Raw genomic sequence first — 21,403 nt, forward strand, 5'->3', positions numbered from 1 at the left:
TAGAGGGATACAATATGCGTGTACAGAATTTACATCAATAGTCGGAAAAAACATTACTCGAAGCATGAGCGGAAAAGGAAATTGTTATGACAATGCTGTAGCTGAGAGCTTTTTCAAAACTCTGAAAACCGAACTTGTCTATCAAAATAAATATGAAACTAGAGATCATGCTAAAAACTCTGTGTTTGAATATATAGAAACATTTTACAACACTCACAGAAGGCATTCGGCTTTAGGAAATTTAACCATAAAAGAGTATCAAAATTTAATGTCTAATCAATCTAAAAATGTAGCATAAAGAGTATATAAATTTTGTCTCAAAAATAGTTGCAAGTTCACTATAGACAGGATACCCATTATACGTTTGCTGAAATTTTACAACATTTCCATTTAATGATTTTGAATCATCAACATTTTCAATTATAAAATTAGCGAGATCAGATTTTTGATATTCTCTGATTTTATTTTGAGAAATGTAATCTTTTATCAATTTCTCATTATCCTGTGAGAATAAATGGACAGACGGAAGAACTGCAAATGCAGTAATCATAATAGATAGTTTTGTATTTTTCATATTTGATTGATATGAATGCTAATTTACAAGTATTTACTATTGAAAATGCATTTATATTAAATATTCAATAAAATAACAGAGTGGTTTTAAATTATTCTTTAATTATTATGTAATAAATTATTTATTCCCTAATATTTTAAATTTTAGTTATTGTTTTTTAATACAGATTTGAAGATTAAGGACTCAATCTAAGACTTTTAACTCTTACAATATGTGATATATCGTTTGGAATTACTTTTTTTTAATTTAGTAATAACTTGCGGAGTTGCTACCTTTGTTCTGAAACTATTCTTATAATCTTAAACTCTTCAATGTATTTTGAAGAGTTTTTTGTTTTATATAGCTTGATGTTTTTAAACAGAAAAAATGTTTACTGTTCCAGCCATTTTTTGAATTCTGCGACTCTGTTTTTACTAATAAGTATTACTTCATCACTTTCAGGTTTTACCACAAGTTTTAACTGGTTTTTGCCATACACAAGAATATTATTAATCGCTTTTACATTAATAATAAACTGACGATTGGCTCTGTAAAATATTTGTTGATCCAAAGTTTTAATTAATTCATCAAGACTCGAGTTGATTGAATATTGATTTCCTGAGCATGTTTTAATGTAAACAATATTGTTCTCAAGAAAGAAGTAAGCAATATCTGAGGTTTCTAAAGAGATTAATTCATCTTTATAATAAGTAATAATTCTTTTCTTTGAATTTTCAGAAGATTCTTCACTTGTGAAATTGTTACTATCTTTTCTATGTTTTTCATGAATTAAATGAAGCTGTGTATTGATTGCTGTTAAAGAATTGACTTCATCATTAAGGTTTTTAATTTCATCATTTTTCTGATTTTCATATTTTTTATAAATCATTCGGATCAGAAAAAAACTTATTCCGAGAATTAATAAACTGGTTATTAGGAATACAACTGAAAAAGTTAAATATAAATCAGAAATCTGCTTTTCGATTACATCAATATTGGCATGTGAAGCTACCATCCAGTTGCTGCCTTCTACCGGATAAAAACTTGCAATTTCAGAGGTGCGGTTTGAGTTTCTATTAAAATTGTGTATTCCTGTACTAGCTTTCCCGGAATTTAGAATTTCAAGAAAATCAAACTGTTTGTCATTATTTAAAATAAATTCTGAGCTGTTTTTCTCAACCTTGCGACCGATTAAAGCGGGGTTGGGATGACAAAGTTCAATTCCATTTTGATTGTACATACAAATAAATCCGCTTTGAGTATCTGTATTGACAATACTGCTTTGAAGATTCTGAATAACGGTTTCTTTTGAAAGACCTTGCTTAAGCTGTAGCTCCAGCAATTTACCAATTTCACGTGCTTCTCTTTTTCCTGCCTCAAATGTACTGTCGAAAACATCTTTTTTAGAAGATGAATATAAATATCGGAAAGAAAAAAAGCTGATAAGTAAAATCACAATACTTATTGCGAGAAAAGTAAGGGTATAAAGATTGATCTTTTTCATTGATGATGGCAGAATTTCTAATTCGCTCCAAAATTACTCATTTATTCATAAGGAAATATTCGCTTTTAAGGTCTTGTTTTTCCCTTTTATTAATAATTTAATAAGGTAAGGTGTTGATTTTGTATAGCTTTGATTTCAGAATTTAAATAAACTATAAAATGATTATCTCATGAAAAATAGAAATAAACTGATCTTGTTTTTGCTTGTCGGATTTGCCGGCCTACAGTTTTTTCGACCTGAAAAAATTGATCACGGAACAAAAATGCAAAACCTTACCAACGTTCCAAAGGAAGTTAATGCGATTTTGAGAAGCTCGTGTTTTGACTGTCATTCCTCAGAAACGAATTTAAGATGGTATGATAAAATTACTCCTGCCAATTTTCTGGTTACGTCTCATATTAAAGAAGCTCGTGAGGTTTTAAATTTTTCAAAATGGGATTCCTTGCCAAAAGCGCAACAGAATTCAACGATTTATTATGCGATCAACAAAGTGTTGTCTGGTGAAATGCCTCTTCCGAGTTATGCCGCTGTTCATTCATCTGCAAAATTAAGTCAGGAGCAGGTTCAAACGTTGAAAAATTATGCTTTATCACTTGCATCGCGTAAAGTTTCTGATGATTCTCAAATAAAAGAGGCGGAAAAGCAATACAATTCTTGGGTTAATGGTGAGTTGAAAAAACCTCATATAAAAGATGCACCGAATGGGATACACTATTTCCCGGATTATCGAAACTGGAAAGCCATCAGTACAACAGACCGTTTTGATAACGGAACGATGCGAATTATTTTTGGAAATGAGATTGCGGTGAAAGCAATTCGGGAGCATAAAGTAAATCCGTGGCCGGATGGAGCAGTCTTTGCAAAAACGGTTTGGAAACAGCAGGCGCAAAAAGATGGAAATATTTCTTCAGGTGAATTTTTAGCAGTAGAATTTATGATTAAAAATACCGAAAAGTATTCTAAAACAAAAGGCTGGGGCTGGGCGAGATGGAAAGGAAGTGATTTGAAACCTTATGGAGGAGATATTCCAAATTTTGAGCAGGAATGCATCGAATGTCATAAGCCTGTTGCAGATCGGGATTATGTTTTTACTCCACCGTTATATTTAATTTCTCAACTTAAAAAAATTAATACTAAATGAAAAATTGTAGTTTTTATTTAATTTTCGGATTTATATTATTGGTTTCTTGTCAACAGAATTCTAAAAATGTTCTTAACGAAGAAGCGTCCATTCAGCGAAGTGATGAGCTTAAAGAAAATCCGCTTTTAATGCATCCTATCACATCTACTATTCAGCCGAAAGAAAAAACGATGTCGACTTTATATGGAAATGATATTGCTTTTAATTATGCTAAAACCAGTTTTAATTCCAATTATCCCCAAAATGCAGTTCTTTACGAAGTAACCTGGAAACAAAAACCCGATGAGTTGTGGTTTGGTGCCAATATCCCCAAAGAGGTTGTTTCTGTTGAAAAAATTACTTTTCTTGATAAAGGAATTAATGTATACGAAATATTCCAAGGAAAGGCTTTAAAAAAGGCAAAAATGAATGATAAAACTGATGATCAAAGGAAAAATTTAATCCTTTCTCAAAAAATGGCAGTCTCACCGTAGCGCTTACCACCGTATTTTTACGGTATTTTCATTAAGGATAATTATTATTCCATTTTTAGGTCTGATATTTGTATTGAGTAGAAAAACTAAAAAAGACCAATCTTATTATAATGAACATATTTGTGAAAAGATCATTCCTATACAGCTGTATAATCGCGTTATTCTTAATTTCATGTAAGAAAGAAATTGAAAAAATTAATGACAATTTAAAAGATACTTCAAGTTCTACATCAGAAACTCCTGCGGTAAAAACAGATTCTTTAAAGAAAGATTCTGTGGTAATGAAAGAATCTGTACCTCCAACCATGCAGGAAACAGGCTTTTATAATGCTTTTATTCTTCCAAAGGATAAAAAAATGAGAGATTCTATATACTCTGAATTCAGCAAGAAGTATAGTGAGAGAGAGCGTTATGCAATTTTAGCTTTAAACAGATTAGATTCAAAAAATAAATGGAATGCCGATACCTTGGTTGTTCCTGCAAAAATAGATACGACGTTGATGTCTTATTCGCCTTTCCCAATGCAGATGGATGTACTGAGTGGTGTGAAAAAGTTTGTTATTTTTTCTTACCCGATTCAGGCATATGGTGTTTATTCAAATGGAACTTTAGTGAAATGGGGACCGACGAGTATGGGAAAAAAAGCAGCACAGACAACAAGAGGACTTACGTTTGCCAACTGGAAAAAGAAATTATCTACTTCTACGGTAAGCAGCGAATGGAAATTACCTTATAATTTCAATATTTTCAATACCGGCGGAATTGGATGGCATCAATATGACCTTCCCGGTTATCCTGCATCGCATTCATGCTTAAGATTGTTAATGAAAGATGCACAATGGTTGTATTCTTACGCTGATACTTGGGTTCTTAATCCCGGAGGCGCCACTACAAAAGCAAAAGGAACTGCCGTAATGGTTTTCGGAGATTACAAGTGGGGTGCAAGAAAACCATGGAGAAAATTACTGGATGATCCTAATTCCAATAATATTTCTGTAGAAGAAATGAGCAAACTTATTGAACCGAATATTGAAAAGATCTTAAAAGAACAAGCCAACAGAGAAAAGGTAGTGGATTCTATGAAAATGGCAAAAGCTCAAATTGAGCAAATGCCGGAGAATCCTAAGACTCTTGCTCCTTAATTATCCTGAATTTTTTCAAACTGCAATGTAGATTCTTCGGCAAATCGTCTGAGTTTCTGCATTTCGTCTTTGCCCTTGCTTTGTCCGAATCTTGCTGCTGCATACGTTAAAAGTATCAAGAAAATCATCACAAATGAAGCGGGTAGTGCCCACGGGTATTCAAAGGTTTTGATTTGTTTTTCTACATAATACATTGTGAAGAAAACCATCCAAAAGATCGAAAAAGAGAAATATAAGAACATGAAAAATGTCCAGACTGCTGAACTGGGGCCAAAAACCCCTCGGATGGCAGTCTGTTCGTCTTCTATCTCTATTCTTAATGATAATCGGGGTTTCCAGTAATTATCGTATTCGGTTTCAACGCATATGGTTGCAACTTCTTTGTTGATGTTTCCGGAAAATTCATCTTTGTGTTCTGCAAGATATTTTTTTAGATTTTCGGCATATTCTTCCTTGGTCAAATGGGTAAACATTTTGAATCTCGGCCGGGTTCTTATTTTATCTAATGTTGTTTCTTCGGTTTGCATATTTTTTATTCTTGATAGGGGATAGGGTCTTCCAGCTCAAAGCTCAACGTTAACTTCTCCGTTTTTCTCTGTATAACAATGTTGATGGTTCTGCCTTCGTAAGATTTCATTAGCTCCATCATGCTTTCTAAGGTCATTTCTGATGTTTTATTTCCATTGATGGTCAATACCTGATCGTCTTTTCTAAAGCCTGCTTTATCGCCGGGAGAATCTTTTCTCACTCCGGAAATTGAAAATATAGGTTTTAAAGCAAACTTATATTGAAATTTATCGCCTCCCGGGTTAAATTCACTTACCGAGTTTGTCGTTTTAGTCGTTTCAATTTTTACAAGATCTTGCTGCCATTGAAGCCCGTCCTGTTTGAAATCGAGTCCGCTCATATTAAAATGGAAAGGGTCGTCAAAACTCTTGTTTTTTCTTAAATATAATTTCTGATTAGGATAATCAAAAGCAACCGTAAAACGACGCATGATCTCACCTCCGACAGAACCTTTTCTATCCGCAACCAAATGAACATGCTGGATAGAATACTCATCAGGCATTGCGGTAAGCGGTTTTTCAAACTTAAAATCTCCAAGATAAAAGTTGTGAATTCTACTTCTTTTCCCAAAAATGTCTCCGTTAAATCCTCTGCCCAAAAAATCCTCAATATTAGGTCTGTTATACACAAAATCTTTAATTAGTGCCGGAAAAAGCCAGATAGGATCACTGTTTCCCAGATCGATTAATAATTTTGAACTTTTCTTTTCGTTGGTCATTTCTATATCTGCGTAAACATAAGGCTTGCTTTTTTCAATGGTTATGGGAAGTTCTTCTGATTTTCTAACCTTTTTTTGAAACAGATTTCGATCACCGTAAATCGTTATTTTCTTTGAAGCATAATCTATTGAAATAGGATTGTCCTTAAATAAATGATAGCCAATAACTCCATTTACAGGAATTCCTACATGAGAAGAAATATTGAACTCTTCATTCACGATAATATAAATGGTCATCGATTTATTAATGCAGTTTTTCCCGATTACACCAATATTATTGTCAGATTTTAAGCCGTCAATACTGAGATCCCCGCCCAATCCTGAAAATTTTATTTTCTCGATATTGGTGAGTTTCATTTCCTTGTTTTCTAAACTGAAAAGTAAGGTCTCAGCCACACCTGTATCGAGTAAAAAAGTAAGTTCAACACCATTTATCGTAACCGGAATAAAGATCAGGTTATTAATAAATTTAAAAGGGATGACGGTTTTTTTTGCATCTTTTATTTCAAAACTATTCTGGGCATTTACAAAAATGCTTAAGAATAAAATCATAATAAAATGCAGTGTTTTCATTTACTGAATTTAGTAAAATTATCCGTACGGGAAATAAAAAACATTCCCAATTTTGAGAATGTTTGAATATTTTATAATGAATGTTTGTAAACGGTTTGTTTTTTGTAAAAATGATTTACTTTGAGAAAAACTCCATCAGATCCATATAATTTTTCTGATTCACGCCATGTCCGCTCATATATTCTCTGAAAGTAAAGTAACAACTCAGATCATACAACAGATCGGCAGCTTTTCTTCCCCATTCTAAAGGAATGACAGCGTCATCACTTCCATGCGAAATAAAAAATCTAAGGTGTTCCAGCTTTTTTTTGTCTTTTACAATGTTGTCCAGAAGTTTTTCCTCGGGAAAACTGCTTAAACATGCTACATAATTGAACATTTCAGGATATTTTAAGGCTAAAGAATAACAAAGAATACCACCCTGACTGAAACCGCAAAGATGAGTTTTGCTTTCCGTTAATCCGTAATGGTTAACGATTTTCAGAATATTTTCCAATACATTGTTTAATGATTCTTTAGCTTGGTCTGTATCGATGAAATTTTCAGGATTATTAAAATCTATATCAAACCAAGAATATCCTTCAAACTGAGTGTCTCTCGGCGCTCTGAAACTTACGATGATCCAGTCTGCGGGAAGCGTTTCTCTGAAACTGAAAAGGTCTTGTTCGTTGCTTCCATAACCGTGAAGCATAAAAAGAATAGGAGTATTTGATGAAATGTTCTCAGGTTCTCTTACGATGTAATCTAAATTCATATAACAAAGATAAATAATAAATTATATTATGAAATCCTATATTTTCATTATTTTGTTTAAAAATTAAGTGTTAGAATAGATGTTTTATTATTTGATAATGAGCATTTTGAGCAATATTTGAATAGTAATGAATATAATAAAAAGGTTGTAAGTTGTCTTTTTATTGATTTGATATTATTTAGAAATCTTTGTTAGAAATTTTTCATAAAAGTTATTTTTATATTGATAAAAAACCTATATTTGAAACATTAAAAAATCTATTTGGAGAAATGAAGCAATTTTACAACCTTAAAAGTTTACTTAGACTTTCTTTTTTATTCATCGTATTATTTTCCACAATTTCTGTAGTTAATTCATGTAAAAAAGATGACGATGGCGAAGAGTTTACTGATCACATTGTTCAGTTTGAAGCAAAAATAGTTCATGGTGGTACAACTGCACCTCCGCCTATCAGTTATTTCAAGACTGTAGTTACTCAGGTAGGAACAAATCAGCAAAATACTTTTAATCCTACAGGTCTGGTGTGGTCTAGCGGAGAGTTTTTCGTAAACTCAAGCCAGTCACAATTAAACTTAGGAGCTAATGCAGAACTTTTAAACACTGATTCTAAGCTTATCATAAGTATTTGGATTGACGGAGCAGTTGCAAAAACTGATACTGTGGTAGGACAGGGAACAAAAAGTGCTACTATTGCACACAGTTTCTTAGAACTTTAGAAAAAAAAGTAATTAAATTATATTAAAACCACCCTTTTTGGGGTGGTTTTTTTATTTTCCGATTATATCATCGTTTTTCCGAGATAAATACCCGTGATTGTTATAAATATTATCTGGCTTTAAGTTTATGAAAAAATTAACATTAAAATTAAAATAAATGCAAATTGAAATTGTAGTGTGTTATTTTTTAATAATATGGAAATAATTATAATTTAATTAATTAATAAGTATACCAAGATTGAATTTTATTTTTTTATGATAGATCTAAATGGCTGAAAAATAAATAGGTAGATGTAATAAAATAATTATTTAGTCCGTTACTTGGATGTTATTAATCAAAAATGAAACAAACACAATGACAAAACAAACAAACACAATGACAAAACAAAAAAAATTAGTAAGAAATGCTATTAAAGGATTTTTATCTTTAGTTGTATTGAGCCTATTTACCACATTTATTTCATGTGATCACGATCGTGATGATGAATCTCCAAAAAAATCAACACCTACTACAGCACACAATGTAGTTTTTAAAGCGGAGGTATCTGCTGGTTCTACTATCAACAGTGCTATGTACGGTTTTAATGGCGAAGCAAACGTACAAGCTACAGGAGTAAGTGGTACTGTGTGGACAAGCCCGGAAACCAAGATAGATGGAGGAGGTATTTTGGTGGTTAAAGTAAATGCAACGGGAGCCAATGCTTCTTCTAACCTAAAAGTACAGATATTGGTGGACGGAGTCGTGAAAAAGGAGGTAACATCTACCGGACAAGCTCTTACTGCTCAATCTGCTGTTCAGCTGTAGATGAGCGTATAAAATATAGAATCATTATTCTTATATCATAAAAAGGAATCCTGATTTCAGGATTCCTTTTTATATTTTTTAATTAATAAAACTAACTTACTTTTACAATAAAATAGCTTTTCTTTCCTTTTTGAAGTAATAAAAATTTACCATCAATTAAGTCAGTTTCATTAGCGGTGTAAACCTCGTTTACTTTTTCTTTATTGACAGAGATCGAATTTCCTTTCAATTCCCTTGTAGCCTCGCTTTTAGACTTCAAAAAACCTGATTTTTCAGAAAGTAAATCAACGATATTGATTCCCAAAACATCAGCCTTTGCTACTTCTTTTTTGGGAACTCCTTCAAAAACTTCCAAAAAAGTTTCCTCATCAAGACTTACCAGATCTTCAGCGGTAGAACGTCCGAAAAGTATTTCAGAAGCTTTCAATGCTTTTTCGAATTCTTCTCTTCCATGAACCCAAACCGTTACTTCTTCTGCCAATCTCTTTTGAAGTTTTCTTTCGTGTGGGGCTGTTTTGTGATCTTCAATTAAAGCATCAATTTCTTCTTTGCTTAAGAAAGTATAGAATTTAATGAATCTTTCAGCATCACTATCTGTAGCATTCAACCAGAATTGGTAGAATTTATAAGGAGAAGTTTTCTTCTTGTCTAGCCAGTAATTTTCACCGCTTTCAGACTTTCCGAATTTAGAACCGTCAGCTTTAGTGATCAATGGAACTGTTAATGCAAACGCTTCACCCTGAGCTTTTCTACGAATCAATTCTGTTCCTGTCGTGATATTTCCCCACTGATCTGAACCTCCCATTTGAAGCTTCACATTATTATTTTGGTATAAATGAAGAAAATCATATCCCTGAATCAATTGGTAAGTAAATTCCGTAAAACTCATTCCGTCAACACCTGCGTCTCCGGAAAGTCTTTTCTTCACAGAATCTTTTGCCATCATGTAATTTACTGTAATGTTTTTCCCAACATTTTTAGCGAAATCAAGGAATGAGATATTCTTCATCCAATCATAGTTATTCACCAATTCAGCTTGGTTAGGCTCGTTTCCTTCAAAATTCAAAAATCTCGAAAGTTGGTTTTTCAGACAGTCAACATAATGCAAAAGAGTTTCTTCGTCCAAAAGATTTCTCTCAGCAGATTTTCCTGAAGGATCTCCAATCATACCTGTAGCACCGCCCACCAAAGCAATCGGCTTATGACCATGCTGTTGAAAGTGTGCTAAAATTTTTATCTGAATAAGACTTCCGATATGCAAAGAATCAGCAGTTGGATCAAAACCAATATATGCAGTAGTTACCTCTTTATTCAGCTGTTCATCGGTTCCGGGCATCATATCGGCAAAAAGACCACGCCATTTTAGTTCTTCTATAAAGGAATTCATTGATTTTTTTCTTTAAAATTTAATGTGCAAAGATAATAAATTCGATGGTAAGTAGATAATCATTCATCATTCATAACTTATCATTTATAATTATTAGGAGCAATTTCCAGCTTTCCGCTATATCTTTTGGGTTACGGGCTTCGCTTCGCTCCGCCCGCAACCCAAAAGGATGCCGCTGCAATCTGGGCTAGGGCTGCGGTTGCTCTTTTCAAATTATCATTTTTGCAACAAAATTTGTCATTCTGTACAAAATGAAATTTGCCTTTTTACTCAAAATAAATTATATTTGTTAGTAATGAACGACGAACAATTATTCCTTCTCATCAACAAAGCCAAGGAAAAAGATCAGAAAGCTCAAACCAAACTCATTAATGTTTTTTGGGTGGATGTTTTCTCTTTTGTGATGAAAAAAGTAGGGGATGAAAATGATGCAGACGAAATTACGGTAAATGTTTTCTCAAAAGTACTGTCAAAACTCGATATGTACGATCCGCATTTTCAGTTTAAAACCTGGATTTTAACGATTGCTCAAAATACAATCATCGATTTCTGGAGAAAGAAAAGCAGAGAAAACCAAGATCCAACCGAAAATCTGGATGAAGTAAAAAATCAATACGCAAAATCTCCCGAAGAGCTAATGATCTCTAATGAGGAGCAAAAAAAGATCATCAAAACCATAGAATCTTTAGATGCCAATTATCAGGATATTATCAAGCTAAGATTTTTCGAGGAAAAAAGTATCAAAGAAATCGCAGAAGAACTCGGAATTTCCGTTGCTAACACAAAAGTTCGAGTGATGCGCGCCAAAAAAGTCTTAGCAGAGCTATTGAAAAATAATGAGTTTGAGGATAATTAATTCTTTCTTTCTTTAAAAACAATCTAACGCTCTGTTTGTCATCCTGAAAAGATCTCAATCATGCTTCAACAGTTTAGATTCTTCCTTCGTCAGAATGACAATTTTTGCGGATAATTTTAATGATTAGAAATAAACATCCTCCTTCGTTTTAGGAAGTGTAATCTTTCTTTGCTCTTTCAGATTTCTATTTTGAAGATTAATTTTCACTCCTTTTTTAATAAAAGTTTCCTTTTTAGATTTTCCATACTCGGCAGTATTTTCAACCTCTTTTTCGAAATGAAGCTGTCCGGTTGAAAGGTTAAACTCTACACTTGAAAAATATTCTTCAGGTTTCCCGTAGGTAGAATCATATCCAATCAATTCAAACTGACCGTTCTGAAACCTGTATTTATCCGTATAGCCCCATTTCCAGCTGCTTCCTCCCGCCTGAGTGATCATCAAAATTCCCTTTTTTATTTCCATATCTTGGTAAGGATCTCCCATCATTCCGCCACCTCTGCTTTCAAGAATTGCGTTTCTTGATTTTTCCAGGATGTTCCATTTTCCATTAACTTTTTTCAGAATCTGAAGTTCACGGATATTTCCAAAATCGGTTGTATCTTTTGTGTTGTATACAATCACCTTTTCAGGGATTTTATCGCCATCCAGATCACCGTCAATAGCTTGAATGACTTCTGAACTTTTCGGCTGAAATTCTTTTTGAGCAAAACAAAATGTACTGAAAATAATGGATAGAAAGCAAAATGTTGTCTTCATAGGAAATAGTAAGGTTTAAATTTACGAAATTATCTGTTCTATCAATGCCGGTCTTTGATTGTTTCGATAAAAAAATCCTTAACTTTGAACCTTCAATTTGAGAAATAAATGGAAAATTTAGTTCAAGATACTACCGTTCAAAAACCAAAATGGATTCGTGTAAAACTTCCTACCGGAAAAAATTACAGAGAATTAAGAACTTTGGTTGATAAATATAAATTAAATACGATTTGCCAGAGTGGAAGCTGCCCAAATATGGGTGAATGTTGGGGAGAAGGAACAGCAACTTTCATGATCTTAGGAAACATCTGTACAAGAAGTTGTGGATTTTGCGGGGTAAAAACGGGAAAACCAATGGATGTAAACTGGGATGAACCTGAAAAAGTAGCCCGTTCCATCAAATTAATGAAGATTAAGCATGCCGTTTTAACTTCTGTAGACCGTGATGATTTGAAAGATATGGGTTCAATCCTTTGGGGTGAAACCGTAAATGCTGTAAGAAGAATTTCTCCCGGAACAACAATGGAAACTTTAATTCCTGATTTTCAGGGATTAACAAAACATATTGACAGATTAGTTGATGTAGCTCCCGAAGTGATCTCTCACAACATGGAAACCGTAAAACGTCTGACGAGAGAAGTAAGAATTCAGGCAAAATACGAAAGAAGCCTTGAAGTTTTAAGATACTTGAAAGAAGCCGGACAAAGAAGAACCAAAACAGGGATGATGCTTGGTTTAGGGGAAACAAAAGATGAGGTTTTCCAAACGATTGAAGACATCAGAAACGCAAATGTAGACGTAATTACTTTAGGTCAGTATTTACAGCCTACTAAGAAACATTTGCCTGTTAAACAATTCATTACACCGGAAGAGTTTGATGAATACGGGGATTTTGCAAGAAGTTTAGGTTTCAGACATGTTGAAAGTTCGCCTCTTGTAAGAAGTTCTTATCACGCAGAAAAACATATTCACTAAAAATATAAATCGCTTCGTTTTCGGAGCGATTTTCTTTTGTCATTGCGAGGAGCGAAGCGAGCCTGTACTGAGCCTGTCGAAGTAAAGCAATCTCATCAAAAAATTAAATCATCCCTTCAACCTTATTCAAATGCTTCTTTTTAAATTCCGAAGGCGTTTTTCCAACATGCTGTTTGAATAATTTATTAAAATAAGAAAGACTTTCAAAACCCACCTGAAAACAAATTTCCGTGATACAGGAATTTTGCAGCAATAATAATTTAGCCTGATTAATTCTGTAATTATTCACAAAATCGGTGAAAGTCATATTGGTTTGCTTTTTAAAATAGCGACAAAAAGCAGGAGTACTCAAGCTTACGATTTGTGCAATTTCATTGACGTTGGTTTTCTTATCATAATTTTCATTGATGTAGTCATAAATAGTTCCCATCCTGATTTTATCGTTTAAAAACCACTTTATTCGGGTATCTTCATTATTAAGTTCCTTTACTTCATCCGAATGAGCGAGAATATTTAAAATTTCAATTAAACCAATTAAAGATTCGAAAGAATTTTCATCTTTTATACGATGAAGTTTTTCGACAACAATTTTTTTTGTTTCCCCTGAAAAAGATAATCCAAGGTAAGAACGGTCTAAAAGATGTTTGATATTTTCAAATTCAGGAACGGGAAAAATAAGGTCTTGCAGGAAATTTTCGCGCATTTGCAGAACCAACTGTTTGCACTCCGTCTGTATTTTATAATCAAAATTAAGATGGGGGACATTGGAACCTATTAAAAGCAGTTCACTTTCCTTAAAATCAGAAATATTTTTCCCGACATGACGGATTCCGTTTGAAGCTTCTACATAAACAAGTTCTATTTCAGGGTGATAATGCCAGAAAAAACAGTTTTTCAGGGATGGTGAAAACAGCTTAAAAGATCTTCCGTCTTCAAATTCAATAATTTCTTTCTGGATTTTCATTAGGTTCTGTTTTGATTGATTATGATTTTTAAATTAACTAAAAAGGTTAATACAGAGCAAATTTATATCATTTCAGTTAAAGTATAAAAGATTATTTCTTGCGAATTTTGCATCTTTAAAATAGTAAAATAGTATCGGGATGATTGATAAAAGGATAATTCCACTGGCAATAGGTGGATTGGGAATCGGAACTACAGAGTTTACGGTGATGGGGTTGCTGCCTGATATTGCAAAGACGTTGCAGATTACAATTCCTGAAACAGGACATTTAATATCTGCTTATGCGTTGGGAGTGGTGATCGGAGCGCCAATATTAATTGGGTATTCCGTAAAATTTCCGCCTAAAAAAGTATTGATGACACTGATGATCATCTTTACCATATTCAATGCTTTATCGGCTATTGCGCCAAATTACACATCGATGTTGATCATCAGATTCTTGTCTGGTCTGCCACACGGGGCGTTTTTCGGAGTGGGAACTGTTGTAGCATCAAGGCTTGCCGGAAAAGGGAAGGAGGCATTTTATATATCATTAATGTTTACAGGACTTACGGTGGCCAATCTCGCGATGGTTCCGTTGGTGACTTATATTGGGCATACTTTTCACTGGAGATGGTACTTTGCGATTGTCGCTGTAATTGGTTTGATCGCTTTAGTTTCATTAAAACTATGGCTTCCTGCAATGGATAGAAATGAAGACACTCACTTCCTTGAAGAATTGAAATTCCTAAAAGGAAAACAGGCCTGGTTGGTATTAATGATCACTGCGATTGGTTTTGGAGGACTTTTCACATGGTTCAGTTACATTACTCCTTTAATGACCATTGTTGCAGGGATTAAAAGCAGTCAGATGGCTTATGTAATGATTCTTGCCGGAGCCGGAATGGTTGTCGGGAATCTAGCGGGCGGATTTTTATCGGATAAATTAGGTCATGAGAAAACCTGTTCGTTACTGCTTTTCTTAATGATGACTTCATTGGCAGGTGTATTTTTCCTTTCTGAATATCAAAGTCTGGCGTTGACTTTAACCTTTATCTGCGGAGCTTTATCAATGTCTGTCGCTGCACCAATTAACATTATGATGATGAAAGCAGCGCCTAAAAGTGAAATGATGGCGGCCGCTTTTATGCAGGCCGCTTTTAATATAGCGAATGCGATGGGCGCTTTCTTTGGCGGAATTCCTTTGGAGCATGGATTATCATTCAATTATCCTTCATTGGTCGGCGTTGGAATGACGTTGATCGGATTGATCATCAGCATACGTTACATGTATCTGTACCGATCATCAAAATCAGAAGAACTGAATGTGGAATGCGTTCCATGTGATAAATAACGAAAAAGAGAAGCAATTGCTTCTCTTCTTTATTTTGGATTTAATCTTTGAAATATTTTCTGAGCTTCCAAGCCATTTTTTCATGCTCTTGCATCAGTTCTGTTAAGAAATCAGAGGTTCCGGCATCTTTATATTTTTCGTCCGTGTCATCTACAAATTTTCTTAATGCTCTTACAATTGATTCGTGATCACTTACCAGTTCTTTCAGCATTTCCTGATTAGTAGGGACTTTCCCCGGAGTTTCCTTTAGTTGAGATTGGCTTGCAAATTCGGAAGTTGTCCCGATTGCAGTTCCTCCCAATGTACTGATTCTTTCAGCAACATCATCTATGCCCTGAGCAACCGCAGTATATTGTGATTCAAAAAGTAAATGAAGTTCCATGAAATTATCACCCGATAAATTCCAGTGGAATTTCCTCAATTTGATGTAAAGAATGTTCCCGTCCGCAAGAACGTTATTTAAAATACCATGAATAGCTTTCAGGTTTTTGTCTGTGATGCCTAAATTGGGTTTCATATTATTTATTTTTTATGAGTGTTGATGATTAAATGAAAGAAAATTGAAATTAAACCTCTACTTCATTACCGTTTTTACACCAGTATAAAGCATTATATAAATTTTCTTTCGGGAAAGATTTGAATTCGCCCGGCATCAGAACACTGAAAATATCAGTAAAATTCTGTACGCCTTCATTGTCGGTTACAATGGCAGCTCTGTTCCATTTTGTGAGATTTTTTAAACCTAACAACATATCCTGCAACCATGCTCCCGCCGTAAAATTACCAAGATCTGTGTCGAGATAGAGGAGATAATTAAGCTCGTCGAACTCTTCAACTTTCTTTTTTACGTGTGGAATTACAAGATTTTCAAAATTTTCTTTTGTCACTTCGCCGGTGGCACTAAAAGCCGCAACATTTTCCGGAGCTTCTGGAATAATCGTTATCATAGTATATATTTTAGTGTGGTTTTAGATTATGTTAAATAACAATAATTAAACCATAAATATTGATTTGGCGTTAAAAAAGTCATAATTATTGCTATAATTGATTTAAAATATTAATATGAATTTAAAATCTAATGAACCTTTTTGGCTTTTGAAAAACGGATTGATGACGTCATATCCATCCTTGAAATCCGAAGAAGAATGTGATGTTTTAATTATCGGAGGCGGAATTACAGGAAGTTTAATTGCCCATCAAATGATAGAAGACGGCTACAAAACAATACTTATTGATAAACGTGAAATTTGCAACGGAAGTACCTCAGCAACGACATCAATGCTACAATATGAAATAGATGTTCCTCTTTATGAATTGATCAAAAAAATAGGAGAGAAGGGGGCAGTTGCAAGTTATAAAGCCTGTTCAGATTCAATTGATATTATTGAAAAACTGACTAAAAAGATTAATTCCAAAGCAGGTTTTAAGCGAAAAAAATCTTTATACTTTGCATCAAAAAAGAAAGATATTTCTTGGTTAAAAAAGGAATTTGAAGCCCGAAAAGAAGCCGGATTTGATGTAAAATGGCTTGAAGCTAAAGAAATATTAGATAAATTCGGTTTTGAAAATACTTTCGGAGGTATTGTGTCAAAACAGGGAGCAAGTATCGATGCTTTTAAATTTGCCCATGAATTATTTGATTTAAATGTAAAAAAAGGGTTGAAAATTTTCGATAAAACGGAAATGAAATCAGTTAAATATTTGAAAGGATATAATTTGGTTTCCACAACAAACGGTCCTCAGATAAAAACGAAAAAAATTATTTATTGTATTGGTTACGAAAGTAAGGATTTAATTAAAGAAGACTTTGTTGATTTAAAAAGTACTTTCGCAGTCGTTTCTGAAATTGATCATGATAAGTTTAAAAATATAACAGACACATTGGTCTGGAATACCGATGAACCTTATATCTACATGCGTACAACCGATGATGGCAGAATGCTGATCGGTGGCGGAGATGAAGACTTCCAAGATCCAGAAAAACGTGATGCTTTACTCGACAAAAAGGAAAAGGAGATTTTAAAAGTTTTAAAGAAAATAAAGCCCGATTATCATTTTTATACCGATTTTGTATGGGCCGGAACTTTCGGAGAAACGAAAGACGGGCTTCCGTACATTGGTGAACATCCAAAATTTAAAAATTCTTATTTTGTTCTTGGTTTCGGAGGAAACGGAATCACTTTTTCAGTCACCGGAATGGAAATGGCTTCTCAGTTTATGAAAAGTAAGAAACATCTTTTGTCCAGATATTTTAAGTTTGGAAGGTAGAATTTTCGGGCTTCGGCGAAGCCGAAGCCCGAAAATTCTAATAGAAAAGCTGCCCAGTTCAGGCAGCTTTTCCAACAATTAATAACTATATCCATTTCTTTTAGCCAATTCAAGAATAGATTTCTCAATAGCTTTTCCAAGATCATCGGAATCTGTACTGCCTCGTTTTTTCATTTCGAGATCAATGAAATCCTGACGTTTTTTAGATAATTCTTCAATTTCCTTTTGAATTTTATCACGGGCAGCAGATTTTACGGCAACAGCTTTTTTCACTTCTTCCTTGCTTTTTCCTTTTAATTCGGCGGGAAGCTCATCTTCTTTTACGGTCGTGATAAAATTAACGTCTTTTTCCGCGCGGTCTACCAAATCCCAATGTTCATTGTTGTAAGCATTCTTTTTAGATTTTGCTACCGTTCTTTCAACAGCATTGGAAGCGGACTGAACCTCAGCGTTTTTATCCTGAGTAATCTGTTTGGTCTTGTATTCCGAGCCTCTGCTTCCATAATAAATATAAGTGTCATTCAGTTTTGCGTTGCATTCTGAAATTCTAGCATCGTAAGGAGTTTCAATATAGATCACTTTTCTGTCGCTGTCGATATTGAAATATTTTCCGTCACCCAAAGAAGCTCCGTTTTGCCAGAATGATTGAATTCCTTCATCTCTGTTTCCACAGAAGATCGTGTTCGTATAGATTTTCTTTGTTTTTGCGGTAGAAATTACCTCTTTATAATTGATTTTTCCCTGATCAAATGGTTCATTTCCTGCAATATAGATCAACTTCATGCTTTTATCATTTTTGTCCCAATTCAGATTCATCGATGCATCACGAATAACGGCTCCACAGTATTCGCTTCCGCCGTTGGTTCTCAAAGCAAATAATTTTTCTGAAACTAAGTCAAGATCCTGTGTTAAAGGAGTGACTTGTCTGATATAATTTTCATCTTTCAATCCATCATTTCCGTATTCGTAAAGGGCAATTTCTATTTGTGGAGCCTGTCCGCTGTATTTTAAAGTCGTCAACGTATTCACGATATTCCAAAGTCTTGATTTTGCCTGATCGATCAATCCGTCCATACTGTTTGAAGTATCCAACAACAATGCAACCTGAATTTTATTGTCTTTACTAATAATTGAAGGTTTCGGATCTTCATTCTGAACGAAATTCCTTTGTGCTGTAGCTGCAGGATTTCTTTTGATGCAGCCAACTTGTGAAGGATTTTGAGCACTTAAAAATGCTGTTCCTATTGCTAATGTTAAAATTTTAAAAGTTGTCATAATGAATATTTTATGGGGTTATCTGCTGTAATATTGAACTTGCAGGTCTTTTGGATAATTCACTTCGTAGGATAAATTAATTTTATCTGACTTCAATGTTTCATAGTGTATTACCTTAAATTCCTACAGTAAAATTATCTGAAATAAAAGCTGAAAATCCGGAGACTTGGTGAAATGGCATTTTCGCTTGGTGAATTTTGGAATTGACTGAAAAAAGAAAGACAGCCCTTTCGAACTGTCTCTTAAATCTGTTAATTAAAGAATCTCATATCTGGTTTTGATGCTGTATTTCAGCTTGATATTTTCAATGTTGTCGAAAGAATAATCTACTCCGGCATCGGCAGCTTCCAACTGTACATTACTTCTCATGCTTTTGTACGCTACGGGAAGAACAGAATCGCTCATATAATCTTCAATTTCTACGATCTCTAGCGGAGTTCCGGTCTTTTTACCGATGCTTTCCAACAGATAATCTGCTTTTTCTCTGGCAGCTTTTAAAGCATTTATTTTAACCGTTTTTCTGAAATCTGCAATTTTTGTATTTTTGACTTCCGCGATATTCAAATTGCTTACCCATTTCTGGTTAAGGTCTTCAAAAAGCTTACTCACATTGGTTTTTGCATTTACTTTAAACTGAAAACTTTTCGTAAACTTGGTTGTTTTAGAATAAAGATTTTGATACATCGATTTGAATTTGATATCTTCATTCTTCACGCCGTCATTTTTCAGTGTTTCAAATAAAAGTTTTTCGTTATCTGCGAGCTGGTTTTTGTTATCAGCTTTGATGCCGATGTTAAAGATGATCTCATCAGGCTCTACTTCCATTTCAGCAACTCCTGTTACTTCGATTGCGTTTTTCTTGATTTCCTGTGCGTTGATCAGACTTCCAAATGTTAATAATCCGATCATTAAAAAATGTCCTAATTTCATAATTTCCTGTTTTAAATTTTAAACTTCTAGAGTAAAATTAGGCATATTTAAAGCGTGAAATCGGAAGACTTGGTGAAATTAGGCTTTCACTTGGTGAAGTATTTAGTAAGGCTATTTTTTATTGTTCTTCAGATCATATTTTACGGTAAGACTTAGGATATACTGAATTCCAATTTCAGGTTTGCTTTCATTGATCACCTTATCAAAACCGGAATAATCTGTTCCTTCATAATAGTAAGTTTTTGCTTTCCTTTCTTCTTTTCTAATGTATGAAACATCGTATCTGTTATTCATATAGCTTATATCCGAGCTTTCAAAAGCAGAATAATTCTGATATTGGCTTTTTGGAAATATGTAAGAGAATCCTGAATTTGCTGTCGGGCTTCCGATAATCTCTTTTTTAAATAAATTGAAATAATTGTCTTTCTTTTTATCTAAAACAGAGTAAGCTTCTTTTAAAAGATTTTCCTGAATCTTATCGATATCCGTATTCATATAATCTACTTTAATAACATCGTAGATCTTAAAGTCAGAAGCCTCATAAATGATTTTTTCGATCAATGCATATTTATCTACTGTAATAATGATGTTTTTCTTGGTTTCAAATCCTTTATTTTTTTGTGTCACCGTGTTTTGATTAGAGTTAACATCGTAATCGTAAATTTTAGTCTGTGAAATAAAATCAATAAAGACATTATTTTCTTTAATACCTAAAGATGATATTTTCTTTATAAAACCATTGATTCTTTGATTAATTCCTTCAATTGACTGTTTAGGTGTTAAAGCTTCCTCATTTACTCCAAGAATGATTTTGTATTTATCCGCAGTCTGATTCATCAATACTTTTACGCTGATCACCAAGGTGGAATCTGTAGTGTAATAGTTGTTGTTGGTTTCAGTAAAAACTTTTATAGGACGATCATATTGATTAGGGTTTCTGTAGATTTGATTTCCTCCGACCTGAGCTTTTGTATTCGGGAAAGTAAAAGCTGTCAGAATTACAATAAATAGTAGGTTTTTGTTTACAATAAAAATGTTTTTCATAATGATTAAGTTTAAATTATGCCACAAACTTAATCACGTAATCATTTGTGAAAACTTGATAAACGGTGAACAGAGCGTCTCACTTGGTGAATATTCCTGTTCAATAGTAAACAGCTTTTACCTGTTGGTCAAGATAATAGATCTGCCATTTCGGGTAATGAGTTTCTTTTCTTCAGAAAACAATTGATTTCTTATAATAATCTCATGTCGATTCTGTGAAATCCTATAAGGATTCGAATTGAATAAAGCTTCACTAACGAAATGACCAAACAATTTTGTAGAATCTGATTTATTAACAGAATAAAAATCAACCTTGTAATTATTGATTCCGGTATGGTAAAATTTGTAGATAATTTGCTCATTGAGATCACTTGAAATCACTTTTGTTTCAATAAATTCATTTTGCTCAAGAAACGAACAGCTTTGAAGAAATAAAATTGATAACAAGCTGAAAATAAAGATATTTTTCATAATAATTGGGTGTATTACAAAGGTAATGAATGTGTTTTCTGTTAATGTTAACACAGTTTCAACTTTGTTTTACTAAATGACTTTATATCAGATTTTTAATGATCGAAACTTGGTGAGTGGCCAATTTCACTTGGTGAATAGTTTTTGAGCAAACTATATATATGTATATCTTTGTTTTATGAAAATGCTTCGACTTTT

24 protein-coding genes are annotated in these 21,403 nt (G+C 33.5%); 10 read left to right on the plus strand and 14 right to left on the minus strand.

Annotation, left to right across the window (positions count from 1 at the left end; genetic code table 11):
* Positions 1 to 298, plus strand: a 298-nt coding sequence (locus tag BT156_RS19005; RefSeq protein ID WP_228430192.1) for an integrase core domain-containing protein, incomplete at its 5' end; no start/stop codon positions are given.
* Here the strand turns inward: BT156_RS19005 and BT156_RS19010 are convergent.
* Both BT156_RS19010 and BT156_RS19015 read right to left on the minus strand, forming a co-directional pair.
* Entirely contained in the window at positions 266 to 574 is a 309-nt protein-coding gene (locus BT156_RS19010) for a hypothetical protein (protein ID WP_072412517.1), read from the minus strand. The genes BT156_RS19005 and BT156_RS19010 overlap by 33 nt on opposite strands.
* 370 nt (positions 575 to 944) lie before the next feature.
* A complete protein-coding gene (locus tag BT156_RS19015) occupies positions 945 to 2,057 on the minus strand; it encodes a LytTR family transcriptional regulator DNA-binding domain-containing protein (protein ID WP_072412518.1) in 1,113 nt (370 codons plus the stop codon).
* Between the two features lie 169 nt (positions 2,058 to 2,226).
* Here BT156_RS19015 and BT156_RS19020 point away from each other — a divergent pair, with 169 nt between their 5' ends.
* The 3 genes from BT156_RS19020 to BT156_RS19030 all read left to right on the plus strand — a co-directional run bounded on the left by BT156_RS19020 (position 2,227) and on the right by BT156_RS19030 (position 4,813).
* Positions 2,227 to 3,198, plus strand: a complete 972-nt coding sequence (locus BT156_RS19020; RefSeq protein WP_072412519.1) for a heme-binding domain-containing protein — start codon at positions 2,227 to 2,229, stop codon at positions 3,196 to 3,198.
* Positions 3,195 to 3,671: a hypothetical protein gene (locus BT156_RS19025; protein WP_072412520.1), complete on the plus strand. Its 477-nt coding sequence runs from the start codon at positions 3,195 to 3,197 to the stop codon at positions 3,669 to 3,671. The genes BT156_RS19020 and BT156_RS19025 overlap by 4 nt, the downstream gene beginning before the upstream one ends.
* Before the next feature lie 110 nt (positions 3,672 to 3,781).
* Positions 3,782 to 4,813, plus strand: coding sequence for a L,D-transpeptidase (locus BT156_RS19030; protein ID WP_170857343.1), 1,032 nt, complete (start codon positions 3,782 to 3,784; stop codon positions 4,811 to 4,813).
* On the opposite strand, the gene BT156_RS19035 is transcribed toward BT156_RS19030, so the two are convergent.
* From BT156_RS19035 to BT156_RS19045, 3 genes are all read right to left on the minus strand, one after another.
* Positions 4,810 to 5,340 carry a hypothetical protein gene (locus tag BT156_RS19035; protein ID WP_072412521.1) on the minus strand — a complete coding sequence of 177 codons (531 nt, stop codon included), beginning with the start codon at positions 5,338 to 5,340 and terminating at the stop codon, positions 4,810 to 4,812. The two genes, BT156_RS19030 and BT156_RS19035, sit on opposite strands and share 4 nt — an antisense overlap.
* Before the next feature lie 5 nt (positions 5,341 to 5,345).
* Positions 5,346 to 6,671, minus strand: coding sequence for a PDZ domain-containing protein (locus BT156_RS19040; RefSeq protein WP_072412522.1), 1,326 nt, complete (start codon positions 6,669 to 6,671; stop codon positions 5,346 to 5,348).
* Positions 6,672 to 6,786: 115 nt separating this feature from the next.
* The gene (locus BT156_RS19045; RefSeq protein WP_072412523.1) at positions 6,787 to 7,425 is read right to left on the minus strand and encodes an alpha/beta hydrolase; all 639 of its coding nucleotides are present in this window, start codon (positions 7,423 to 7,425) and stop codon (positions 6,787 to 6,789) included.
* Between the two features lie 269 nt (positions 7,426 to 7,694).
* Here BT156_RS19045 and BT156_RS19050 point away from each other — a divergent pair, with 269 nt between their 5' ends.
* The gene (locus BT156_RS19050; protein WP_072412568.1) at positions 7,695 to 8,141 is read left to right on the plus strand and encodes a hypothetical protein; all 447 of its coding nucleotides are present in this window, start codon (positions 7,695 to 7,697) and stop codon (positions 8,139 to 8,141) included.
* 376 nt (positions 8,142 to 8,517) lie between these two features.
* Complete coding sequence (locus tag BT156_RS19055; RefSeq protein ID WP_072412569.1) at positions 8,518 to 8,946, plus strand: hypothetical protein; 429 nt, start codon at positions 8,518 to 8,520, stop codon at positions 8,944 to 8,946.
* 91 nt (positions 8,947 to 9,037) lie between these two features.
* Here BT156_RS19055 and tyrS read toward each other — a convergent pair whose 3' ends face one another.
* Complete coding sequence (gene tyrS / locus BT156_RS19060) at positions 9,038 to 10,333, minus strand: tyrosine--tRNA ligase (protein ID WP_072412524.1); 1,296 nt, start codon at positions 10,331 to 10,333, stop codon at positions 9,038 to 9,040.
* 295 nt (positions 10,334 to 10,628) lie between these two features.
* Between tyrS and BT156_RS19065 the strand changes: the two genes are divergently transcribed.
* Positions 10,629 to 11,189, plus strand: coding sequence for an RNA polymerase sigma factor (locus BT156_RS19065; protein ID WP_072412525.1), 561 nt, complete (start codon positions 10,629 to 10,631; stop codon positions 11,187 to 11,189).
* A gap of 123 nt (positions 11,190 to 11,312) precedes the next feature.
* Here BT156_RS19065 and BT156_RS19070 read toward each other — a convergent pair whose 3' ends face one another.
* Positions 11,313 to 11,945: a hypothetical protein gene (locus BT156_RS19070; RefSeq protein WP_072412526.1), complete on the minus strand. Its 633-nt coding sequence runs from the start codon at positions 11,943 to 11,945 to the stop codon at positions 11,313 to 11,315.
* A 108-nt stretch (positions 11,946 to 12,053) separates the two neighbouring features.
* On the opposite strand from BT156_RS19070, the gene lipA reads away from it, so the two are divergent.
* Positions 12,054 to 12,920 carry a lipoyl synthase gene (gene lipA, locus BT156_RS19075; protein WP_072412527.1) on the plus strand — a complete coding sequence of 289 codons (867 nt, stop codon included), beginning with the start codon at positions 12,054 to 12,056 and terminating at the stop codon, positions 12,918 to 12,920.
* 103 nt (positions 12,921 to 13,023) lie between these two features.
* Here the strand turns inward: lipA and BT156_RS19080 are convergent, their stop codons facing one another.
* Positions 13,024 to 13,884, minus strand: a complete 861-nt coding sequence (locus BT156_RS19080) for an AraC family transcriptional regulator (protein ID WP_072412528.1) — start codon at positions 13,882 to 13,884, stop codon at positions 13,024 to 13,026.
* A 139-nt stretch (positions 13,885 to 14,023) separates the two neighbouring features.
* On the opposite strand from BT156_RS19080, the gene BT156_RS19085 reads away from it, so the two are divergent.
* Positions 14,024 to 15,217: an MFS transporter gene (locus tag BT156_RS19085; protein WP_228430194.1), complete on the plus strand. Its 1,194-nt coding sequence runs from the start codon at positions 14,024 to 14,026 to the stop codon at positions 15,215 to 15,217.
* A gap of 40 nt (positions 15,218 to 15,257) precedes the next feature.
* Here BT156_RS19085 and BT156_RS19090 read toward each other — a convergent pair whose 3' ends face one another.
* Both BT156_RS19090 and BT156_RS19095 read right to left on the minus strand, forming a co-directional pair.
* Positions 15,258 to 15,734: a Dps family protein gene (locus BT156_RS19090; RefSeq protein ID WP_072412529.1), complete on the minus strand. Its 477-nt coding sequence runs from the start codon at positions 15,732 to 15,734 to the stop codon at positions 15,258 to 15,260.
* 49 nt (positions 15,735 to 15,783) lie between these two features.
* Positions 15,784 to 16,164, minus strand: coding sequence for a SpoIIAA family protein (locus BT156_RS19095; protein ID WP_072412530.1), 381 nt, complete (start codon positions 16,162 to 16,164; stop codon positions 15,784 to 15,786).
* Positions 16,165 to 16,279: 115 nt separating this feature from the next.
* Between BT156_RS19095 and BT156_RS19100 the strand changes: the two genes are divergently transcribed.
* Entirely contained in the window at positions 16,280 to 17,485 is a 1,206-nt protein-coding gene (locus BT156_RS19100) for an NAD(P)/FAD-dependent oxidoreductase (RefSeq protein ID WP_072412531.1), read from the plus strand.
* Between the two features lie 78 nt (positions 17,486 to 17,563).
* On the opposite strand, the gene BT156_RS19105 is transcribed toward BT156_RS19100, so the two are convergent.
* The 4 genes from BT156_RS19105 to BT156_RS19120 all read right to left on the minus strand — a co-directional run bounded on the left by BT156_RS19105 (position 17,564) and on the right by BT156_RS19120 (position 21,205).
* On the minus strand, positions 17,564 to 18,760 hold the full coding sequence (locus BT156_RS19105) for a VWA domain-containing protein (protein WP_072412532.1): 1,197 nt from the start codon (positions 18,758 to 18,760) through the stop codon (positions 17,564 to 17,566).
* Positions 18,761 to 19,015: 255 nt separating this feature from the next.
* The gene (locus tag BT156_RS19110; RefSeq protein WP_072412533.1) at positions 19,016 to 19,690 is read right to left on the minus strand and encodes an SIMPL domain-containing protein; all 675 of its coding nucleotides are present in this window, start codon (positions 19,688 to 19,690) and stop codon (positions 19,016 to 19,018) included.
* Between the two features lie 111 nt (positions 19,691 to 19,801).
* Positions 19,802 to 20,734, minus strand: coding sequence for an SIMPL domain-containing protein (locus BT156_RS19115; protein WP_072412534.1), 933 nt, complete (start codon positions 20,732 to 20,734; stop codon positions 19,802 to 19,804).
* A 117-nt stretch (positions 20,735 to 20,851) separates the two neighbouring features.
* Positions 20,852 to 21,205 (minus strand): hypothetical protein, encoded by a 354-nt coding sequence (locus BT156_RS19120; RefSeq protein WP_072412535.1) that lies wholly within the window; start codon positions 21,203 to 21,205, stop codon positions 20,852 to 20,854.
* Positions 21,206 to 21,403: the final 198 nt, after the last annotated feature.

The sequence above is a fragment of the Chryseobacterium limigenitum genome, assembly GCF_900114875.1.
Taxonomy (GTDB): domain Bacteria; phylum Bacteroidota; class Bacteroidia; order Flavobacteriales; family Weeksellaceae; genus Chryseobacterium; species Chryseobacterium limigenitum.